Annotated in this window: 15 protein-coding genes; 12 read left to right on the top strand and 3 right to left on the bottom strand. The window is 59.7% G+C overall.

Going from position 1 to position 13,854, the window contains the following annotated elements; all coding sequences use genetic code 11:
• Nucleotides 1-50 precede the first annotated feature (50 nt).
• The gene (locus ACR9Y2_RS28495; RefSeq protein ID WP_435045268.1) at nucleotides 51-695 is read left to right on the top strand and encodes a peptidylprolyl isomerase; all 645 of its coding nucleotides are present in this window, start codon (nucleotides 51-53) and stop codon (nucleotides 693-695) included.
• A gap of 27 nt (nucleotides 696-722) precedes the next feature.
• Nucleotides 723-1,847 carry a family 10 glycosylhydrolase gene (locus tag ACR9Y2_RS28500; protein ID WP_435045269.1) on the top strand — a complete coding sequence of 375 codons (1,125 nt, stop codon included), beginning with the start codon at nucleotides 723-725 and terminating at the stop codon, nucleotides 1,845-1,847.
• On the opposite strand, the gene ACR9Y2_RS28505 is transcribed toward ACR9Y2_RS28500, so the two are convergent.
• The gene (locus ACR9Y2_RS28505) at nucleotides 1,844-2,260 is read right to left on the bottom strand and encodes a hypothetical protein (protein ID WP_435045270.1); all 417 of its coding nucleotides are present in this window, start codon (nucleotides 2,258-2,260) and stop codon (nucleotides 1,844-1,846) included. The genes ACR9Y2_RS28500 and ACR9Y2_RS28505 overlap by 4 nt on opposite strands.
• Before the next feature lie 119 nt (nucleotides 2,261-2,379).
• On the opposite strand from ACR9Y2_RS28505, the gene ACR9Y2_RS28510 reads away from it, so the two are divergent.
• Nucleotides 2,380-3,033: a hypothetical protein gene (locus tag ACR9Y2_RS28510; RefSeq protein ID WP_435045271.1), complete on the top strand. Its 654-nt coding sequence runs from the start codon at nucleotides 2,380-2,382 to the stop codon at nucleotides 3,031-3,033.
• Between the two features lie 58 nt (nucleotides 3,034-3,091).
• Here the strand turns inward: ACR9Y2_RS28510 and ACR9Y2_RS28515 are convergent, their stop codons facing one another.
• Nucleotides 3,092-4,273 (bottom strand): trans-sulfuration enzyme family protein, encoded by a 1,182-nt coding sequence (locus tag ACR9Y2_RS28515; protein WP_435045272.1) that lies wholly within the window; start codon nucleotides 4,271-4,273, stop codon nucleotides 3,092-3,094.
• Nucleotides 4,274-4,301: 28 nt separating this feature from the next.
• Nucleotides 4,302-5,702, bottom strand: coding sequence for a cysteine--tRNA ligase (cysS, locus tag ACR9Y2_RS28520; RefSeq protein WP_435045273.1), 1,401 nt, complete (start codon nucleotides 5,700-5,702; stop codon nucleotides 4,302-4,304).
• A 28-nt stretch (nucleotides 5,703-5,730) separates the two neighbouring features.
• Between cysS and tgt the strand changes: the two genes are divergently transcribed.
• The 9 genes from tgt (at nucleotide 5,731) to ACR9Y2_RS28565 (ending at nucleotide 13,804) form a co-directional block, all read left to right on the top strand.
• Nucleotides 5,731-6,885: a tRNA guanosine(34) transglycosylase Tgt gene (gene tgt / locus ACR9Y2_RS28525; RefSeq protein ID WP_435045274.1), complete on the top strand. Its 1,155-nt coding sequence runs from the start codon at nucleotides 5,731-5,733 to the stop codon at nucleotides 6,883-6,885.
• A 65-nt stretch (nucleotides 6,886-6,950) separates the two neighbouring features.
• Nucleotides 6,951-7,262 (top strand): preprotein translocase subunit YajC, encoded by a 312-nt coding sequence (yajC, locus tag ACR9Y2_RS28530; RefSeq protein WP_435045275.1) that lies wholly within the window; start codon nucleotides 6,951-6,953, stop codon nucleotides 7,260-7,262.
• A gap of 22 nt (nucleotides 7,263-7,284) precedes the next feature.
• Nucleotides 7,285-8,910 carry a protein translocase subunit SecD gene (secD, locus tag ACR9Y2_RS28535; protein ID WP_435045276.1) on the top strand — a complete coding sequence of 542 codons (1,626 nt, stop codon included), beginning with the start codon at nucleotides 7,285-7,287 and terminating at the stop codon, nucleotides 8,908-8,910.
• A 66-nt stretch (nucleotides 8,911-8,976) separates the two neighbouring features.
• Entirely contained in the window at nucleotides 8,977-10,149 is a 1,173-nt protein-coding gene (gene secF / locus ACR9Y2_RS28540) for a protein translocase subunit SecF (protein ID WP_435045277.1), read from the top strand.
• A 149-nt stretch (nucleotides 10,150-10,298) separates the two neighbouring features.
• Nucleotides 10,299-11,054: an energy transducer TonB gene (locus tag ACR9Y2_RS28545; protein WP_435045278.1), complete on the top strand. Its 756-nt coding sequence runs from the start codon at nucleotides 10,299-10,301 to the stop codon at nucleotides 11,052-11,054.
• A gap of 48 nt (nucleotides 11,055-11,102) precedes the next feature.
• On the top strand, nucleotides 11,103-11,834 hold the full coding sequence (locus ACR9Y2_RS28550) for a MotA/TolQ/ExbB proton channel family protein (RefSeq protein WP_435045279.1): 732 nt from the start codon (nucleotides 11,103-11,105) through the stop codon (nucleotides 11,832-11,834).
• Nucleotides 11,835-11,954: 120 nt separating this feature from the next.
• Complete coding sequence (locus ACR9Y2_RS28555; protein ID WP_435045280.1) at nucleotides 11,955-12,416, top strand: biopolymer transporter ExbD; 462 nt, start codon at nucleotides 11,955-11,957, stop codon at nucleotides 12,414-12,416.
• Between the two features lie 90 nt (nucleotides 12,417-12,506).
• A complete protein-coding gene (locus ACR9Y2_RS28560) occupies nucleotides 12,507-12,932 on the top strand; it encodes an ExbD/TolR family protein (protein WP_435045281.1) in 426 nt (141 codons plus the stop codon).
• A 17-nt stretch (nucleotides 12,933-12,949) separates the two neighbouring features.
• Nucleotides 12,950-13,804 carry a hypothetical protein gene (locus ACR9Y2_RS28565; RefSeq protein ID WP_435045282.1) on the top strand — a complete coding sequence of 285 codons (855 nt, stop codon included), beginning with the start codon at nucleotides 12,950-12,952 and terminating at the stop codon, nucleotides 13,802-13,804.
• Nucleotides 13,805-13,854: the final 50 nt, after the last annotated feature.

Consider the following 13,854-nt stretch of genomic DNA (forward strand, 5'->3'; position numbering starts at 1 on the left):
CCCAACCCCGGCCGCGCGACGAACCTGCGGCGAAATGAAATAATGGCGTCATGCGTTATCTGCTGTGTCTCGCCGCCAGCCTGCTGCTGATCTCCTGCGGCGAGAAGCCCGCCCCGCCAGTCAAGAAGATCGACACCGGCAAGTCATTGAAAGACCAGCCGATGCCCGAGGTCTACAAGGTGCTGTTCGACACCTCCAAGGGCTCGTTTGTCGTGGAAGTGCACAAGGATTGGGCGCCCAAGGGAGCAGAGCGCTTCTGGATGCTGGTGAACACGGGCTTCTTCAACGACACGCGGTTTTTCCGCGTGCGCCCGGAGTTCATCGCCCAGTTTGGACTTTCCGGCGACCCGAACACGAACGCGATGCTGAGCGCCACGCCGATTGAGGACGATGCCGTGAAGCAGAAGAACGTGAAGGGGACGATCTCATTTGCGCAGAGCGGCAAGCGGTCACGGCGCACACAGGTGTTCGTGAACCTGAAGGATAATTCGGATCTCGACAAGGATGGGTTCGCACCCTTCGGCAAGGTCACCCTGGGCCTTGATGTGTTCGAGAAGCTTTACGCCGGGTACGGCGAATGGGAGCCGCCGGGACGTGGACCCAATGCCACCCGCATCTCGACCGAAGGCAACAACTATCTGGATGCGCGTTACCCCCGGCTGGACAAAATCCTGCGCGCCAAGGTTGTGCGGTAAACCATTGAAAGCTCTATGATGGGCGCCATGGGTGTGAATCGGCGTTCATTCCTCCGGCAGAGCCTTCTGGCCGCCGCTGCATTAGAGACTCTCCCGGCGAAGCCGCGTGCCGCGGGCGTGAAGAATTGGGCGTGGATCGCGACCAATACGCGCCCGACCGCGGACCAGTGGAAGCTGCGTTTCGAGAAACTGCGCGCGGCCGGCATTCAGGCCATTCTGCCGGAGGTATACGCGGGCAGGGAGGCCTTCTTCGCCAGCACCCGCCTGCCTGTGAAGCAGGACTGGCTGGGCCTCATCCTTCCGCTGGCCAAGGCGGCTGGCCTTGAGGTGCACGCCTGGATGTGGTGCATGCCCTGCATGAATCCCGAGATGATCAAGGCGCACCCCGACTGGTACAACGTGAATGCCAAGGGTGAGTCCGCGTCAGACAAGCCCGCTTATGTGCAGTATTACAAGTTCCTTGACCCAGGGCGGCCTGAGGTGCGGGAGTGGGTGCAGGGGACGGTCAAAGAACTGGCGTCAATCTCCGATCTCACTGGAGTTCACCTCGATTACATCCGCCATCCCGACGCGATCCTGCCCAGCGGTTTGTGGAAGAAGTACAACATCGTTCAGGACCACGTTTTCCCAGAGTACGATTACGGGTACACGGAGTACGAGCGGGCGCAGTTCAAGAAGAAATACGGCGCGGACCCGATGCAGAAGATGGATGCGAAGCTGGACGAGAAATGGTTCCAGTTCCGGCTGGACATGGTCACCGGCCTGGTGAACGGCTACCTTGTGCCGGCCGCCCGCGCCGCGAAAAAACAGATCACTGCCGCTGTGTTTCCCGGGCCCAGCCTGGCTCGCGTCAACGTGCGGCAGGATTGGGGCCGTTGGAAGCTTGACGGCTTCCTGCCGATGATCTACCACTCGTTCTACCAGGAGACACCGGCCTGGGTGGGGAAGATGACCAGGGAAGGCGTTGGCGCCGCGAAGGCCCCGCTCTACAGCGGTCTGTTCCTGGGCGGCATGAAGGAGGCCGAGTTTTCCGAAACGGTGAGCCAGGCACTGCAGGCGGGCGCGGCCGGTGTCTCGATCTTTGCCGAGAACGGGCTGACCGACGCCCGATTGCAGGTGCTCAAATCGGTTTCAGAGCGAGCCAGATCCTAGCGGTTGGCACGCAGCATTTTGATGAAGTCGTTGGCGAGCTTCGGTTCGATGTGACCACCGATTGAGTTCGAGCGGTCGCTGCCGATGAGTAGCTGAGCGCGCCGGTCAATCACGGAAAGTGTGAATTGGGAAGTGAACGCCTTGCGGCGCACCTCCAGCACCAGGTCGGCGCTGTTCATGTCCCGCGTGATCACAAGGCCCGTCTTGACGAACTCCGGCTTCTGAAGAATCGCCCGCTCGAGTTCCGCTTCCCGCATATAGCCCGAGCGGGAACAAATGAAGATCGTCTTCGCCCGGCACCAGGGACTCACCGGATTAGCGTCACAGTGGCCGGCGGGCTTGGCCGGCAGAGCGCTGATCGCGATGAGGAAGGGGCTCAACAGCGCCCATCGAAGGTTTTTGAATTGCCTCATGAGTGCAATCTACGTGTTGGCGGCCGGATCGCCCAGCGAGTTCAGTTGAGCGGAGCAGCGACGTGAATGGGTGGCGCAAATCACCAAACGGAAGGCGCCGCCGATGCTAGTCTACTGAGATGGTATTTGGGGCAATTCTGGCCGGTTTGGTGCTGGCTGTGTTCACCGGCTTCGGAATGGGTTATGGTGCGGCTGCCTGGTTCACCTCAGTGGCCGGACCGCGCGAGGGCGCCGCGGCGATGTATGGCTTCTTCATTTTTGGGCCTATCGGCGCGGTGGTGGGGTTGCTGTTGGGGAGCGGCGCCGTGTTGCGATTCTCAGGCCACTCGCTGTCCTGGGGTAACTGGCTGTTGGGGTCTGGCGGCGTGGTTCTCGCCTTAGGCCTGATGTTGATGGTCTATAGCGCGAATCCGCGCGACAAGCGGATCTTCTCGAAGGTTCCTGTGGTTGAATTCGAATTGGACTACCCGGCTGACGCTCTCGGCAGCGGCCCCATCGAGGATGTCCATTGGACCAATTCGAAGGTGCTGAAGCAGGAAGAGGCGATCTCGCACTTCTTCGGCAAGAAATGCGCGGACGGCCGTTGCGTCGTGGCCGGCAGTTCCTATGTGATTTCGACCGAACAGGCAAGCACGGTTACGGTGTCCATCCAGGGGCGATTGCACTACTACCGCCTGAACCTGCCGCGGACTTTGGACGGTTCGCTGCCATGGTCGGAATGGGACGACCAGGGAGGGGTGCGTGTCCGGTGGCGCGTCGTGAAGAAGGATTAGGGGGGGTGGAGACCAGTCCCGATCGAGCCCAGTCTCCCCGCGAATTGTGTAGGCTGGCTTACGCTAAGGCCTGGGCCACATCGGCGATGATGTCGTCCAGCGATTCGATGCCGACGGACACCCGGATGAGGTTCTCGCGAATGCCCATGCGCTGCTTCTGTTTCGGCGAAACATCACGATGAGACGCGATCCAGGGGTAGAGCACCATCGTGTGCACGTCGCCCAGTGAGGTCGCCTTTACGATCAGCTTCAGGCGATCGAGGAACTGGAACACGCCTTCTTTCGATTGGACATCCTTCAACTCGAAGCTCACCATGCCGCCGTACAGACCGTCGGGCAGGAGCCGCGAGACGACTTCGGCATCGGGATGCCGCGGATCGTCCGGGTAGTACACGCACTCCACGCCAGGTTGCTGGCGGAGCCAGGCCGCCAAACCCTGCGCGTTCCGGCACTGCCGTTCCACGCGCAGCGGGAAGGTCTTGATGCCGCGCATAGTCAGGAAGCACTCCATCGGACCCATCACCGGTCCCACGATGCGCGACAGCCGGCGAATGCCCTCCAGGTGCTCCTGGTCGCTGACGATCAGGCCGCCCAGCGTATCGCCGTGGCCGCCCAGGTACTTCGTCGAACTATGTACGACAATATTCGCCCCCATCTCCAGCGGCCGCACCAGCAGGGGCGATGCGAACGTGTTGTCGACCACCAGTGCCGCCCCGTGTTTGCGGCACAGTGCCGACAGGGCAGGGAGGTCACTCACCCGCAGCAGCGGGTTGGAGATCGTTTCCATCAGCAGGACGCCGGGCTTTTCTTCTTCCAGCGCGCGTTCCACGGCAGCCAGGTCGCCGGTGTCTACGAAAGTAGTCTCGACGCCGAAGGGTCCCAGGACGTCCATCAGCAGTTTGATGGTGGCGCCATAGACGTCACGCGCGCAAAGCACCTTCCGCCGGCGGTCCATCAGCGCGGCCATCAGCGCGTGCTGTAGTGCGGCCATGCCCGAGGCGCAGGCCAGCGCGCCTGCACCGTTTTCCAGCGAGGTGATCAACTCTTCCAGCGCCTCGTTGGTCGGATTGTGGTAGCGCGAATACGCGAAGCCCTTTTCCTCAGCGGCGAAGATGCGATCCTGCTCAGCCTGATCGGAACAAACCCAACTGGCCGCGAAATGCACGGGCGTCGCCACTGGAATCTGCTTTTGCGGCTGCTTTCTGTCTCCTGAATGAACAGCTTTGGTTTGGATTTTCATTTCGTGTCGCGTATCTGGCCCGGAGCGCTCACTTGCGCTTCCAACGGACCCCGTCTTTGGTGTCTTCCAGGACGACGCCCTGTTCCAGTAACTCATTGCGCAGGGCGTCGGCCCGTTTGAAGTCTTTTGCTTTCTTCGCCTTGTTGCGCTCGGACACCTTCTCATCGATCTCGGCGTCAGTGAGCGCGCCGCTTTGGAGTGTCGGCTTCAATACATCGAAGACCGCGTCGAACTCGGCTAGCAGCGCATGCGCGCCCGCCGCATTTCCGGCCTGGAACTGCCCGGCATCCATGGCTGTGTTAGCGTCGCGGACATATTCGTAAATGGCCGCCAGGGCGTCCGATGTGTTGAGATCGTCGTCCAGGCCTTTGTTGAACGCAGTACTGGCCGCGGCTGTCCGCTCTTCCACCTGGGGATTGAGCCCTTCCGGCAGGCGGTCGTTCTTCAACCGCAGTTCGAAATTCCGCAGGCGCTCCAGCGAAGCAGCCGCGCCTTTCAAGCCGTCGAACGTGAAATTGAGCTGTTTGCGGTAGTGGGCCGAAACCAGCAGGTAGCGAATCGCTTCCGGCGAGTAGCCCTTCTCGATGATGTCGCGCAGGGTGTAGAAGTTGCCCAGCGACTTCGACATTTTCTGCCCTTCCACCATCAGGTGCTCAGCGTGCAGCCAGTAGCGCACGAAGCGCTTGCCGGTGATTGCCTCCGACTGCGCGATCTCGTTTTCATGATGCGGAAAGACCAGGTCGACGCCGCCGGTGTGGATGTCGATGGTTTCGCCCAGGTATTTCATGGCCATCACCGAGCATTCGATATGCCACCCCGGCCGGCCCTCGCCCAGCGGAGTCTCCCATGCCGGCTCACCCGGCTTCTGGGCCTTCCACAAGACGAAGTCGCGTGCGTCGGCTTTGTCGTATTCGTCCACTTCCACGCGCGCCCCGGCGATGTTGCCGCTGAAATTCGTGTGTGACAGCTTGCCGTACTCGGGGAACGTCGAGATGCGGAAGTAGGTTGAGCCCTCGTTCGCGTAGGTGTGGTTGCCCGCCGCGAGGCGCTCAATGGCGTCGACCATCTCCGGAATGTGCTCAGTCGCAAAGGCGAGCCGCTCAGGCGATTGCAGCCGCAGTGTGGCTGAATCGTCCTTGAAGGCCTGCGTATACTGCGCCGTGTACTCCTGGATCGTCTGCCCGGCCGCCATCGCATTGCGAATGATCTTGTCCTCCACGTCTGTAATGTTCATGACGTGGTCCAGCGTGAAGCCGCGAGCCTTCAGCGTGCGCCGCAGGATGTCCTGGAACGAGAACGTCCGGAAATTCCCGATGTGGACGTAGGAGTAGACAGTCGGGCCGCAGGTGTACATGCGGACCGTCTTGCCGTCCTGTGGCTGAAACTCTTCGAGTTCCTGGGTGAGAGTGTTATAGAACCGCAGTGCCATGGGGGAGTTAGAATAACTAGTTTACCCCTTGAAGACGCTTCACTTTGAAAAACAGGCCGTCTGTCCGGAAACTGGCGCCCGCGCCGGCCTGCTCCACACCGCCCACGGAACTATCGAAACCCCTGTGTTTATGCCGGTCGGCACGCAGGGGACGGTGAAAGGCCTCACCCGCAAGCACCTGTTGGAAGAACTCGACGCCAAGATCATTCTCGGCAATACCTACCATCTCTATCTACGTCCGGGCCATAAGCTGATCGAGAATTTCGGCGGGTTGCACGGCTTCATGCAGTGGCCGCGGGCAATCCTGACGGACTCGGGCGGGTTTCAGGTCTGGTCACTCAGTCAATTAAGAAAACTCAAGGAAGAAGGTGTGCTGTTCCGTTCGCACCTGAACGGCGACCAGCACATGTTCACGCCGGAGTCGACGGTGGACGTTCAGCTCTCGCTCGGCAGCGACATCATGATGATGCTGGACGAGTGTACCGACTATCCTTCGTCGCACGCGGAAGCGCGCAAGTCGATGGAAATGACGGTCCGCTGGGCGCGGCGCGGCATGCGCCACTACCGGGAAAGAATGGAGTCCCGCGAGCCGCACAACGCCCTGTTTCCCATAGTGCAGGGGTCCATGTACGCTGATCTGCGGCGCGAATGCGTCCAGCAACTGGGGGAACTGGAGGCGGAAGGCTATGCGGTGGGTGGGCTTAGCGTAGGTGAGCCGCGTGAACTGAGCATGGAGATGACCGAGGCGACGGTACCGCTGTTACCTGTGGACAAACCCCGCTATGTGATGGGCGTAGGGGCTCCTGAGGAGCTGCCGGAGTACGTAGCTCGAGGCGTCGACATGATGGATTGCGTGATGCCCACCCGCAATGCGCGGAACGGTTATCTGTTCACGTCAGGGGGAAAGGTGGTCATCAAACAAGCACAGTATCGTGAAGATTCTAGGCCGCTTGACGAGAATTGCCGGTGCCACACGTGCACGACCTACTCGAGGGCCTACCTCAGGCACCTGTTTCAGGCGGGTGAGATCCTCTTCAGCACCCTGGCCACGCTCCACAACCTGACGCATTACCTTGACATCATGCGCCGGATGCGAGAGGCTATTTTGCTTGGGACATTCCCCGAGTTCTTGAAGACTGCGCGCAGGCTCGCCTCAAGTCCAAACTCAGCCCACACGCCTTAGATGCAGGGCGGGTTCCGCGCGTCGCAGACATCGAGTCCAAACTTTTGGGTGACACCGGAACGGAAATGAATTTCCTCCTTCTCCAGACGCCCGCGGCGGCTAGTTCGCTGCTGCAATTCGTCCCTATACTCCTGATATTCGGGATCTTCTACTTCCTACTCTTCATGCCCATGCAGCGGCAGAAGAAGCAGCAACAAAAGATGTTGACCGAGCTCAAAGCGGGTGATCAGGTGGTCACCAACGGCGGCGTGGTCGGCACAATCGTCGGGATCAACGACGACGACACCCTGGTGTTGCGAGTCAAGCCCGACAACGTGAAACTGCAATTCGCCAGAGGTTCCGTGGCGAGCCTGGCGAACCAGGAGAAGAAGTCTTAATCACAGCGGAAAGTTAGAACACATGCAGAATCTTAAGTGGAAAGCCGTCCTGATCGTGTCCGTCGTGCTCATCTGCGTATACGGCATGATCGGGCTACCCAAGTCGAAGGATGAGCTCATCGCGAATTGGAAGAACAACATCCGCCTGGGGCTGGACCTGAAAGGCGGCACTCTCCTGGTACTGCAGGTTCAGGTACAGGATGCGTTCAAGGCAGAGGCGGTTCAGCAAATTGAACGGCTGAAGGATGAGTTGGGCAAGCAGAGCATCAACTACGGTTCGATGGATCACAGCGATCCGAAGACGATTGCCGATGCCGACAAGATCCAGATTGACATCAAGGGCATTCCCTCCGACAAAACATCGGCCTTCCGCACCCTGATCTCCGAATCAATGCCCAGTTGGGTGCTGACTCCGGTCAACTCCACCGACTACCGGCTGAACATGAAGCCGACCGAGGCGCTGGCTTTGACCAAGGACACACTGGCCCGCTCGCGCACCACCATCGAGAGCCGCATCAACGGTCTCGGCCTGGCGGAGAGCAGCGTGCAGGAGCGCGGTGGCGCGAACGCCGACGGCGAGATCCTGGTCTCGCTGCCCGGCCTGGACGATCCGGCCCGTGTGAAGGCGATTCTCCAGACGGCCGCCATGCTGGAACTCTACGAAGTGAAGGATGGTCCGTTCCCCCGCCAGCAGGATGCGCTTGCCAAGACCGGTGGCGTACTGCCGCTCAACACCAAGCTGCTGCGGTCACAGCCGCGCGCCGGTGACCAGGGCAACGAGGGTTGGTACATCGTCACTCGCACCCCTGTCATCACAGGCCGCGACCTGCGCGACTCCAAGCCGGCGCAGGATGAGTTCGGCAAATGGGAGACGTCCTTCGTTCTCGCCCAGGACGCCAAGGGCCGTTTCGGCAAGTTCACTGAGGCGAATGTCGGGCAGCGCCTGGCCATCGTCCTCGACAGCCAGATCCGCAGCGCTCCGGTGATTCAGAGCCGCATCGAGGAGTCGGGCCGCATTACCGGCGCCGGGTCGCAACAGGATGCCAGTGACCTGGCCCTCGTGCTGCGTGCCGGTTCGCTGCCGGCCGGTGTCATCTACCTGCAGGAGCAGACCGTCGGACCTTCCCTCGGCGCCGACTCCATCCAGCAGGGCCTCATCTCCGGCCTCGTCGGCCTCGTCGTTGTCATCGTGATCATGCTGATCTACTACCACATGAGCGGTGTCAACGCGACGATCGCGCTGATCCTGAACGCCATCATCCTCATCGGCGCCCTGGCCTATCTCAAGGCGGTGCTCACGCTGCCCGGCATTGCGGGTGTGATTCTCCTGATCGGCATGGCGGTCGACTCCAATGTTCTGATCTTCGAGCGTATCCGCGAAGAGATGCGCACCGGCAAGGCGGTGCTCGCGGCAATTGATACGGGTTTCAGCAAGGCCTTCCTCACCATCATCGATACACACGTCGCGACTGTGGTGAGCTGTGGGTTCCTGTTTATGTTCGGCACGCCGGCCGTTCGCGGGTTTGCCGTGACGCTGGTAATCGGTCTTGTGGCCAACGTGTTCACTTCTGTGTTTGTGTCCCGTGCCCTGTTCCAGATGGAGATGGCCGGCAAGGGCCCGAATGCCACGTTGAGCATCGGCGTATAACTGTGATAGAAAATGGGGAGCTCAACTTAGGGTTCAGCTCCCCGGAGTCCGGGTTCGGTACGGTACATGGAGCTATTTAAGAACACAAACATCGATTTCCTTGGAAAAAAGGGAATCTTCATCGGGGCCTCGCTGGTCCTGACTGTCGTGGGCCTGGCCAGTTGGATTGGCAAAGGTGGGCTCAAGTACGGCATCGACTTCACCGGTGGCGCCAACATCACCGTCAAGTTCGCTACAACACCCCCTGTCGATAAGCTCCGTTCGGAAATCTCTTCCAAGATCCCGGGCGAAATCTCCGTTCAGGAGATTCCTGGGCAGAACTCCGTCATCATCGGGACACCACTGAAGGACGAGATTCAACTCAACTCGGAGCGGAGCGCCATCACCGAAACGCTGGAGGCCAGCTTCGGTCAGTCCGGCGGCAAATTCGACTTCAACAACGCCAGCGTGCAAACGCTGGCCGACCGTCTTCGCGGGCCCATGCAGAGCGCTGGTGTGGCCCTCAACGAGGAGCAACTGCAGTCCCTTGCGAAGAATGTTCTGGACTTCAAGAACACTCCGCCCCGTTCCGGCATCGTGACCAATCTCGATCAGCTGAGCGGCGTAAGCGGCGTGACACCGCAGATCCTGGGTGTCATCAAGCAGGAGTGTTTCCTCACTCCCTTCTCCATCATTGGTGCTGAAGTGGTGGGACCGAAGATCGGTGCGGAACTGCGCAGCAAAGCCGTGCTCGCCACCCTCTACGCGCTGGGAGGCATGCTGGTATACTTGGCCTTCCGTTTTGAGTTCATCTACGGGTTGGCGGCGGTCATCGCCGTCTTCCACGACGTGATCATCACACTGGGCCTGTTTTCGCTCTTTAACAAAGAGATTTCATTGAACGTGGTGGCCGCTCTCCTTACCCTGGTCGGCTACTCCATGAACGACACCATCGTCGTGTTTGACCGCATCCGCGAGACCTTGAAGCTCTCCCGGAAGGAACTGGGTGAAGAGATCGTGAACCTGAGCATCAACCAGACGCTGAGCAGGACGATCCTAACCTCAGGCCTGACCTTCATATCGGCTATTTCGCTGCTGCTGTTTGGCGGCCCGGTACTGAATGGCTTTGCGTTCGCCCTGGTTGCGGGTATTATCGTTGGTACCTATTCGTCGATCTTCGTCGCGAGCCCGATTCTCGTGTTCTGGCACAACTATATCCAGGCCCGGAAGAAGGCCCCGGCGGCTGCTCAGGCCAAGTAGGCCGCGCCATGCCGGAGGGCGAATAGAAAGTTGAGCTAAAAAGACACCGGGGACCGGAATTCCCGGGAACCGGTAGCAAACTTCGGTGTCCAAATAGGTGAGAACGGTCTCTGGAGTGTCGGGGGCCGGACGCAAGGAGAAACAGCCCAATGTTCGAACAGACCTTCGTGGATGGAACGGCTAAAACCAACAAAGGTTGGACGGTCATCATATCCACAACGTTGCAGATCGCATTGATCGGGGGAGGAGTGATCCTTCCGCTGCTCAATCCGGAAATTCTCCCCAAGACCGCTTTGAGTTCCATGCTGGTGGCGCCGCCTCCTCCGCCTCCTCCTCCCCCTCCTCCTCCTCCGGCGCAAGCAGTGGTGAAGGTTGTGAAGGTGGTTCCGAAGCAGTTCGACGGTTCACGCCTGATGGCTCCAAAGCAGGTGCCTAAGGAAATCGCCATGATCAAGGAAGACGAAATTCCTGCCAACACCTCTGGTGGCGTGGTGGGTGGTGTTCCTGGTGGCGTCCCGGGTGGAGCCCCGGGTGGTGTTATCGGCGGCATTATCAGCAGCGCCGCTCCGCCGCCTCCTCCTCCGGTGAAGGAAGCTCCCAAGCCCGTTACCCCCAAGCGCATTTCGGTGGGCGGCAACGTGCAACAGGCCATGCTCGTCAGCCAGCCTCGGCCCACTTATCCTCCCTTGGCCAAGCAGGCGCGCATCTCCGGAACAGTCCGCTTCACCGCTGTCATCGGCCGCGACGGTACGATCCAGAACCTAACCCTGGTCTCGGGCCATCCGCTGTTGGTGCAGTCGGCGACCGAAGCTGTCAAACAGTGGCGCTACAAGCCCACACTGCTAAACGGCGAACCGGTGGAAGTTGTGACTCAGATTGATGTCAACTTCACGTTGAACCAGTAATAGTCCGCATTCGTTCAAGACAAATCAACTCGCAGGAGATTTAAGAAGATGATTCTTCAGTTCCAAGTATGGTCGTTCCTGTTGCTCCAGGAGGCGGCCGTCAATTTTGACCTCCGGTCGATGTGGTCTCAGATGGGATGGCTGGCCAAAGCCGTCGTCATCGTTCTGTTCATCATGTCCGCCTGGTCAATCGGCGTGATGATCGATCGCCTGATCGTTTTCAATGCCGCTCGCAAGCAGAGCCGTCTGTTTGCTCCGGCCGTTGCTGGCGCCCTGCGCGAAGGCAAGCTCGATGAAGCCATCAAGATTGCTGACCGCTACAAGAAGTCGCATCTGGCCAAGGTCGTCGTGGCTGGCCTGCAGGAATTTCGCGCTCATCAGTTGAGCACTGAGATCCCCGGCGAAGAGATGGAAGCCTCCAAGCGTGCCCTCGAGCGCGCCGAAGCGATTGTGCACTCCGAAATGGAGCGCGGCATCAGCGGTCTGGCCACCATCGGTTCCACCGGCCCCTTCGTGGGTCTGTTCGGCACGGTCGTCGGCATCATCAACGCGTTCAAGGGCATTTCGTCCGAAAAGTCCACCGGTCTCGGCGCTGTGGCCGGCGGTATTTCGGAAGCCCTGGTCACCACCGCTATCGGCCTCTTTGTGGCCATCCCCGCGGTGTGGATGTTCAACTACTTCAACAATCGCGTGAAGGCGTTCGACGTGGAGATGGGCAACTCCAGCTCCGAACTGATCGACTACTTCCTGAAGAAGTCGCAGAAGGCTGCGACCAAGTAAGTCCGTCACATCAGGAACAGTTAGCGAGTCCGGCGAGTTGATTTCGCCGTTGCCGGGGGCTCCAGTTCTGGAGTCCCCGGGCAGCGCGGAGTTCCGCTTGCCGGGATAAGGAGAACTCGAATGTCTAAGAAACAGACGGCAGCAAGCACAATTGCGGACATCAACGTCACTCCGATGGTCGACGTGATGCTCGTGTTGCTCATCATCTTCATGGTCATCACGCCCATGCTCTCCAAGGGCGTTAGCGTTGACCTTGCCAAGACGATGAACCCAATTGCAATGCAGAATGCCGATAAGGAAGATGCTGTCTTGGTGGCCGTGACTCGCGATGGCCGGGCTTGGCTCGGTTCCAGCCAGGTCAATCCTGCCGACCTTCCTGGGAAAGTGAAAGACCTACTCTCCACCCGGCTCGATAAGACCTGCTACGTGAAGGCAGATTCACGCGCTCGTTACGAGAAGGTTGTGGATGTGGTTGATAACCTGCGCGCGGCAGGCGTCGACAACATCGGTCTGCTCACCGACCTGGATGCCAAGGCCAGGAAAGCTGGCGTCGGCGAAGCGATCGCCACGGAAGCGAAGTAATATCGTCGGGCCGCCCCCGGGGCCGGCCCAGGCGCTACCTGACTGAAAGGTTTGGCGGCGCGACTCGAACAGGTTTAAAGGAGATTTCCTATGGGCATGGCAGTTGGCGGAGACGGCGGCGGACCGAAGTCAGAAATCAACATGACTCCGCTGATCGACGTTCTCCTCGTTCTTCTCATTATTTTCATGGTCATCACGCCCCTCACCCCCAAAGGTCTGGAGGCCACGATCCCGCAGCCGCCGCCGCCGAACGCACCTCCTCCACAGGTGGATCGTACCGTGGTCATCATCATCAATAAAGATCGCTCGATGATGCTGAACACCGAGCCGATCTCCGAAGAACGATTGGCGGAACGTCTGCTTGACGTTTTCAAAACGCGTGCGGAACGTATCTGCTTCGTCAAGGCGGATCCCGATCTTGAGTTCCAGTATGTTGCCAAGGCGATCGACATCGCCAAGGGCGCGCAGATGGACAAAGTCGGCCTGATGACTGCCAAGATGGAGGCCGGCGAATAGCCTGAGGTGGTACGCTGATGAATCGCAAAGCGCTCGTAATTCTCACCGCGGCGACACTCTTGCTCGCCGGCATGTCCTCTGGCTGCAAAAAGCTGCAGGCTCGCGACAATCTGAATAAAGGCGTTCAGGCCTTCAAGAACGCCAAGTATTCTGATTCCGTCGAGTTCTTCAAGCAGGCCATTGAACTGGATCCTACTTACCCCACCGCCCGGTTGTATCTGGCCACGGCCTACATGAGCCAGTACATCCCCGGTGCTGAGTCCCCCGAAAACGTAGCGTTTGCCAAGAACGCCAACGACAATTTCCTTGAGGTGCTGCGCGCCAACCCTGGCGACACCACTGCTCTGAAATCGCTGGCCTCCCTGGCTTACCAACAGGTCACCGGCGCTCCGACGCCCGAAGAGAAGCTGGCTCGTCTCGACAAAGCCGCTGAATGGTACAAGAAGCTCGCTTCAGTCGACCCGAACGAGAAGGAAGCCTTCTACTCCCTCGGCGTCATCGCCTGGGCCAAGTTCTACCCGGCTTGGATGAGCGCTCGCAACAAGCTGGGCATGAAGCCGGAAGCTCCTGGTCCCATCAAGGACAAGAAGGTGAAGGCTGAGCTGGCTGAGAAGTACTCCGCCGTCGTCGCCGAAGGCATCCAGCATCTGGAAAAGGCCCTCACGATCGACAAAGAGTATGACGACGCGATGGCTTATCTGAACCTGCTGCACCGCGAACGGGCCGACATCGCCGAAACCGATGCCGACTACAAGGCGGAGACCGAAACGGCCGATAAGTTCATGGCTCAGGCTCTCGAAACGCGTAAGATCAAGGCCGAACGCGCTCCGAAGACTCAGGGCATCACCGCGGAAGAAGCGCCCGCTAAGTAAGCGTTTTGTACCGCAGGCCGCCAGATCCGTTAGAATAAGAGCGAGGGCAT

Origin of the sequence: Paludibaculum fermentans (assembly GCF_051172195.1) — a bacterium.
Lineage (GTDB): Bacteria > Acidobacteriota > Terriglobia > Bryobacterales > Bryobacteraceae > Paludibaculum > Paludibaculum fermentans_A.

Excerpts from the sequence above, each read along its gene's own strand:
- ACR9Y2_RS28545 (WP_435045278.1), top strand. The coding sequence starts at position 10,299 with ATGTTCGAACAGACCTTCGTGGATGGAACGGCTAAAACCAACAAAGGT.
- ACR9Y2_RS28500 (WP_435045269.1), top strand. The coding sequence starts at position 723 with ATGGGTGTGAATCGGCGTTCATTCCTCCGGCAGAGCCTTCTGGCCGCC.
- ACR9Y2_RS28550 (WP_435045279.1), top strand. The coding sequence starts at position 11,103 with ATGATTCTTCAGTTCCAAGTATGGTCGTTCCTGTTGCTCCAGGAGGCG.
- secF (WP_435045277.1), top strand. The coding sequence starts at position 8,977 with ATGGAGCTATTTAAGAACACAAACATCGATTTCCTTGGAAAAAAGGGA.
- ACR9Y2_RS28505 (WP_435045270.1), bottom strand. The coding sequence starts at position 2,260 with ATGAGGCAATTCAAAAACCTTCGATGGGCGCTGTTGAGCCCCTTCCTC.
- ACR9Y2_RS28510 (WP_435045271.1), top strand. The coding sequence starts at position 2,380 with ATGGTATTTGGGGCAATTCTGGCCGGTTTGGTGCTGGCTGTGTTCACC.
- ACR9Y2_RS28565 (WP_435045282.1), top strand. The coding sequence starts at position 12,950 with ATGAATCGCAAAGCGCTCGTAATTCTCACCGCGGCGACACTCTTGCTC.
- cysS (WP_435045273.1), bottom strand. The coding sequence starts at position 5,702 with ATGGCACTGCGGTTCTATAACACTCTCACCCAGGAACTCGAAGAGTTT.
- ACR9Y2_RS28495 (WP_435045268.1), top strand. The coding sequence starts at position 51 with ATGCGTTATCTGCTGTGTCTCGCCGCCAGCCTGCTGCTGATCTCCTGC.
- yajC (WP_435045275.1), top strand. The coding sequence starts at position 6,951 with ATGAATTTCCTCCTTCTCCAGACGCCCGCGGCGGCTAGTTCGCTGCTG.
- ACR9Y2_RS28560 (WP_435045281.1), top strand. The coding sequence starts at position 12,507 with ATGGGCATGGCAGTTGGCGGAGACGGCGGCGGACCGAAGTCAGAAATC.
- ACR9Y2_RS28515 (WP_435045272.1), bottom strand. The coding sequence starts at position 4,273 with ATGAAAATCCAAACCAAAGCTGTTCATTCAGGAGACAGAAAGCAGCCG.
- ACR9Y2_RS28555 (WP_435045280.1), top strand. The coding sequence starts at position 11,955 with ATGTCTAAGAAACAGACGGCAGCAAGCACAATTGCGGACATCAACGTC.
- secD (WP_435045276.1), top strand. The coding sequence starts at position 7,285 with ATGCAGAATCTTAAGTGGAAAGCCGTCCTGATCGTGTCCGTCGTGCTC.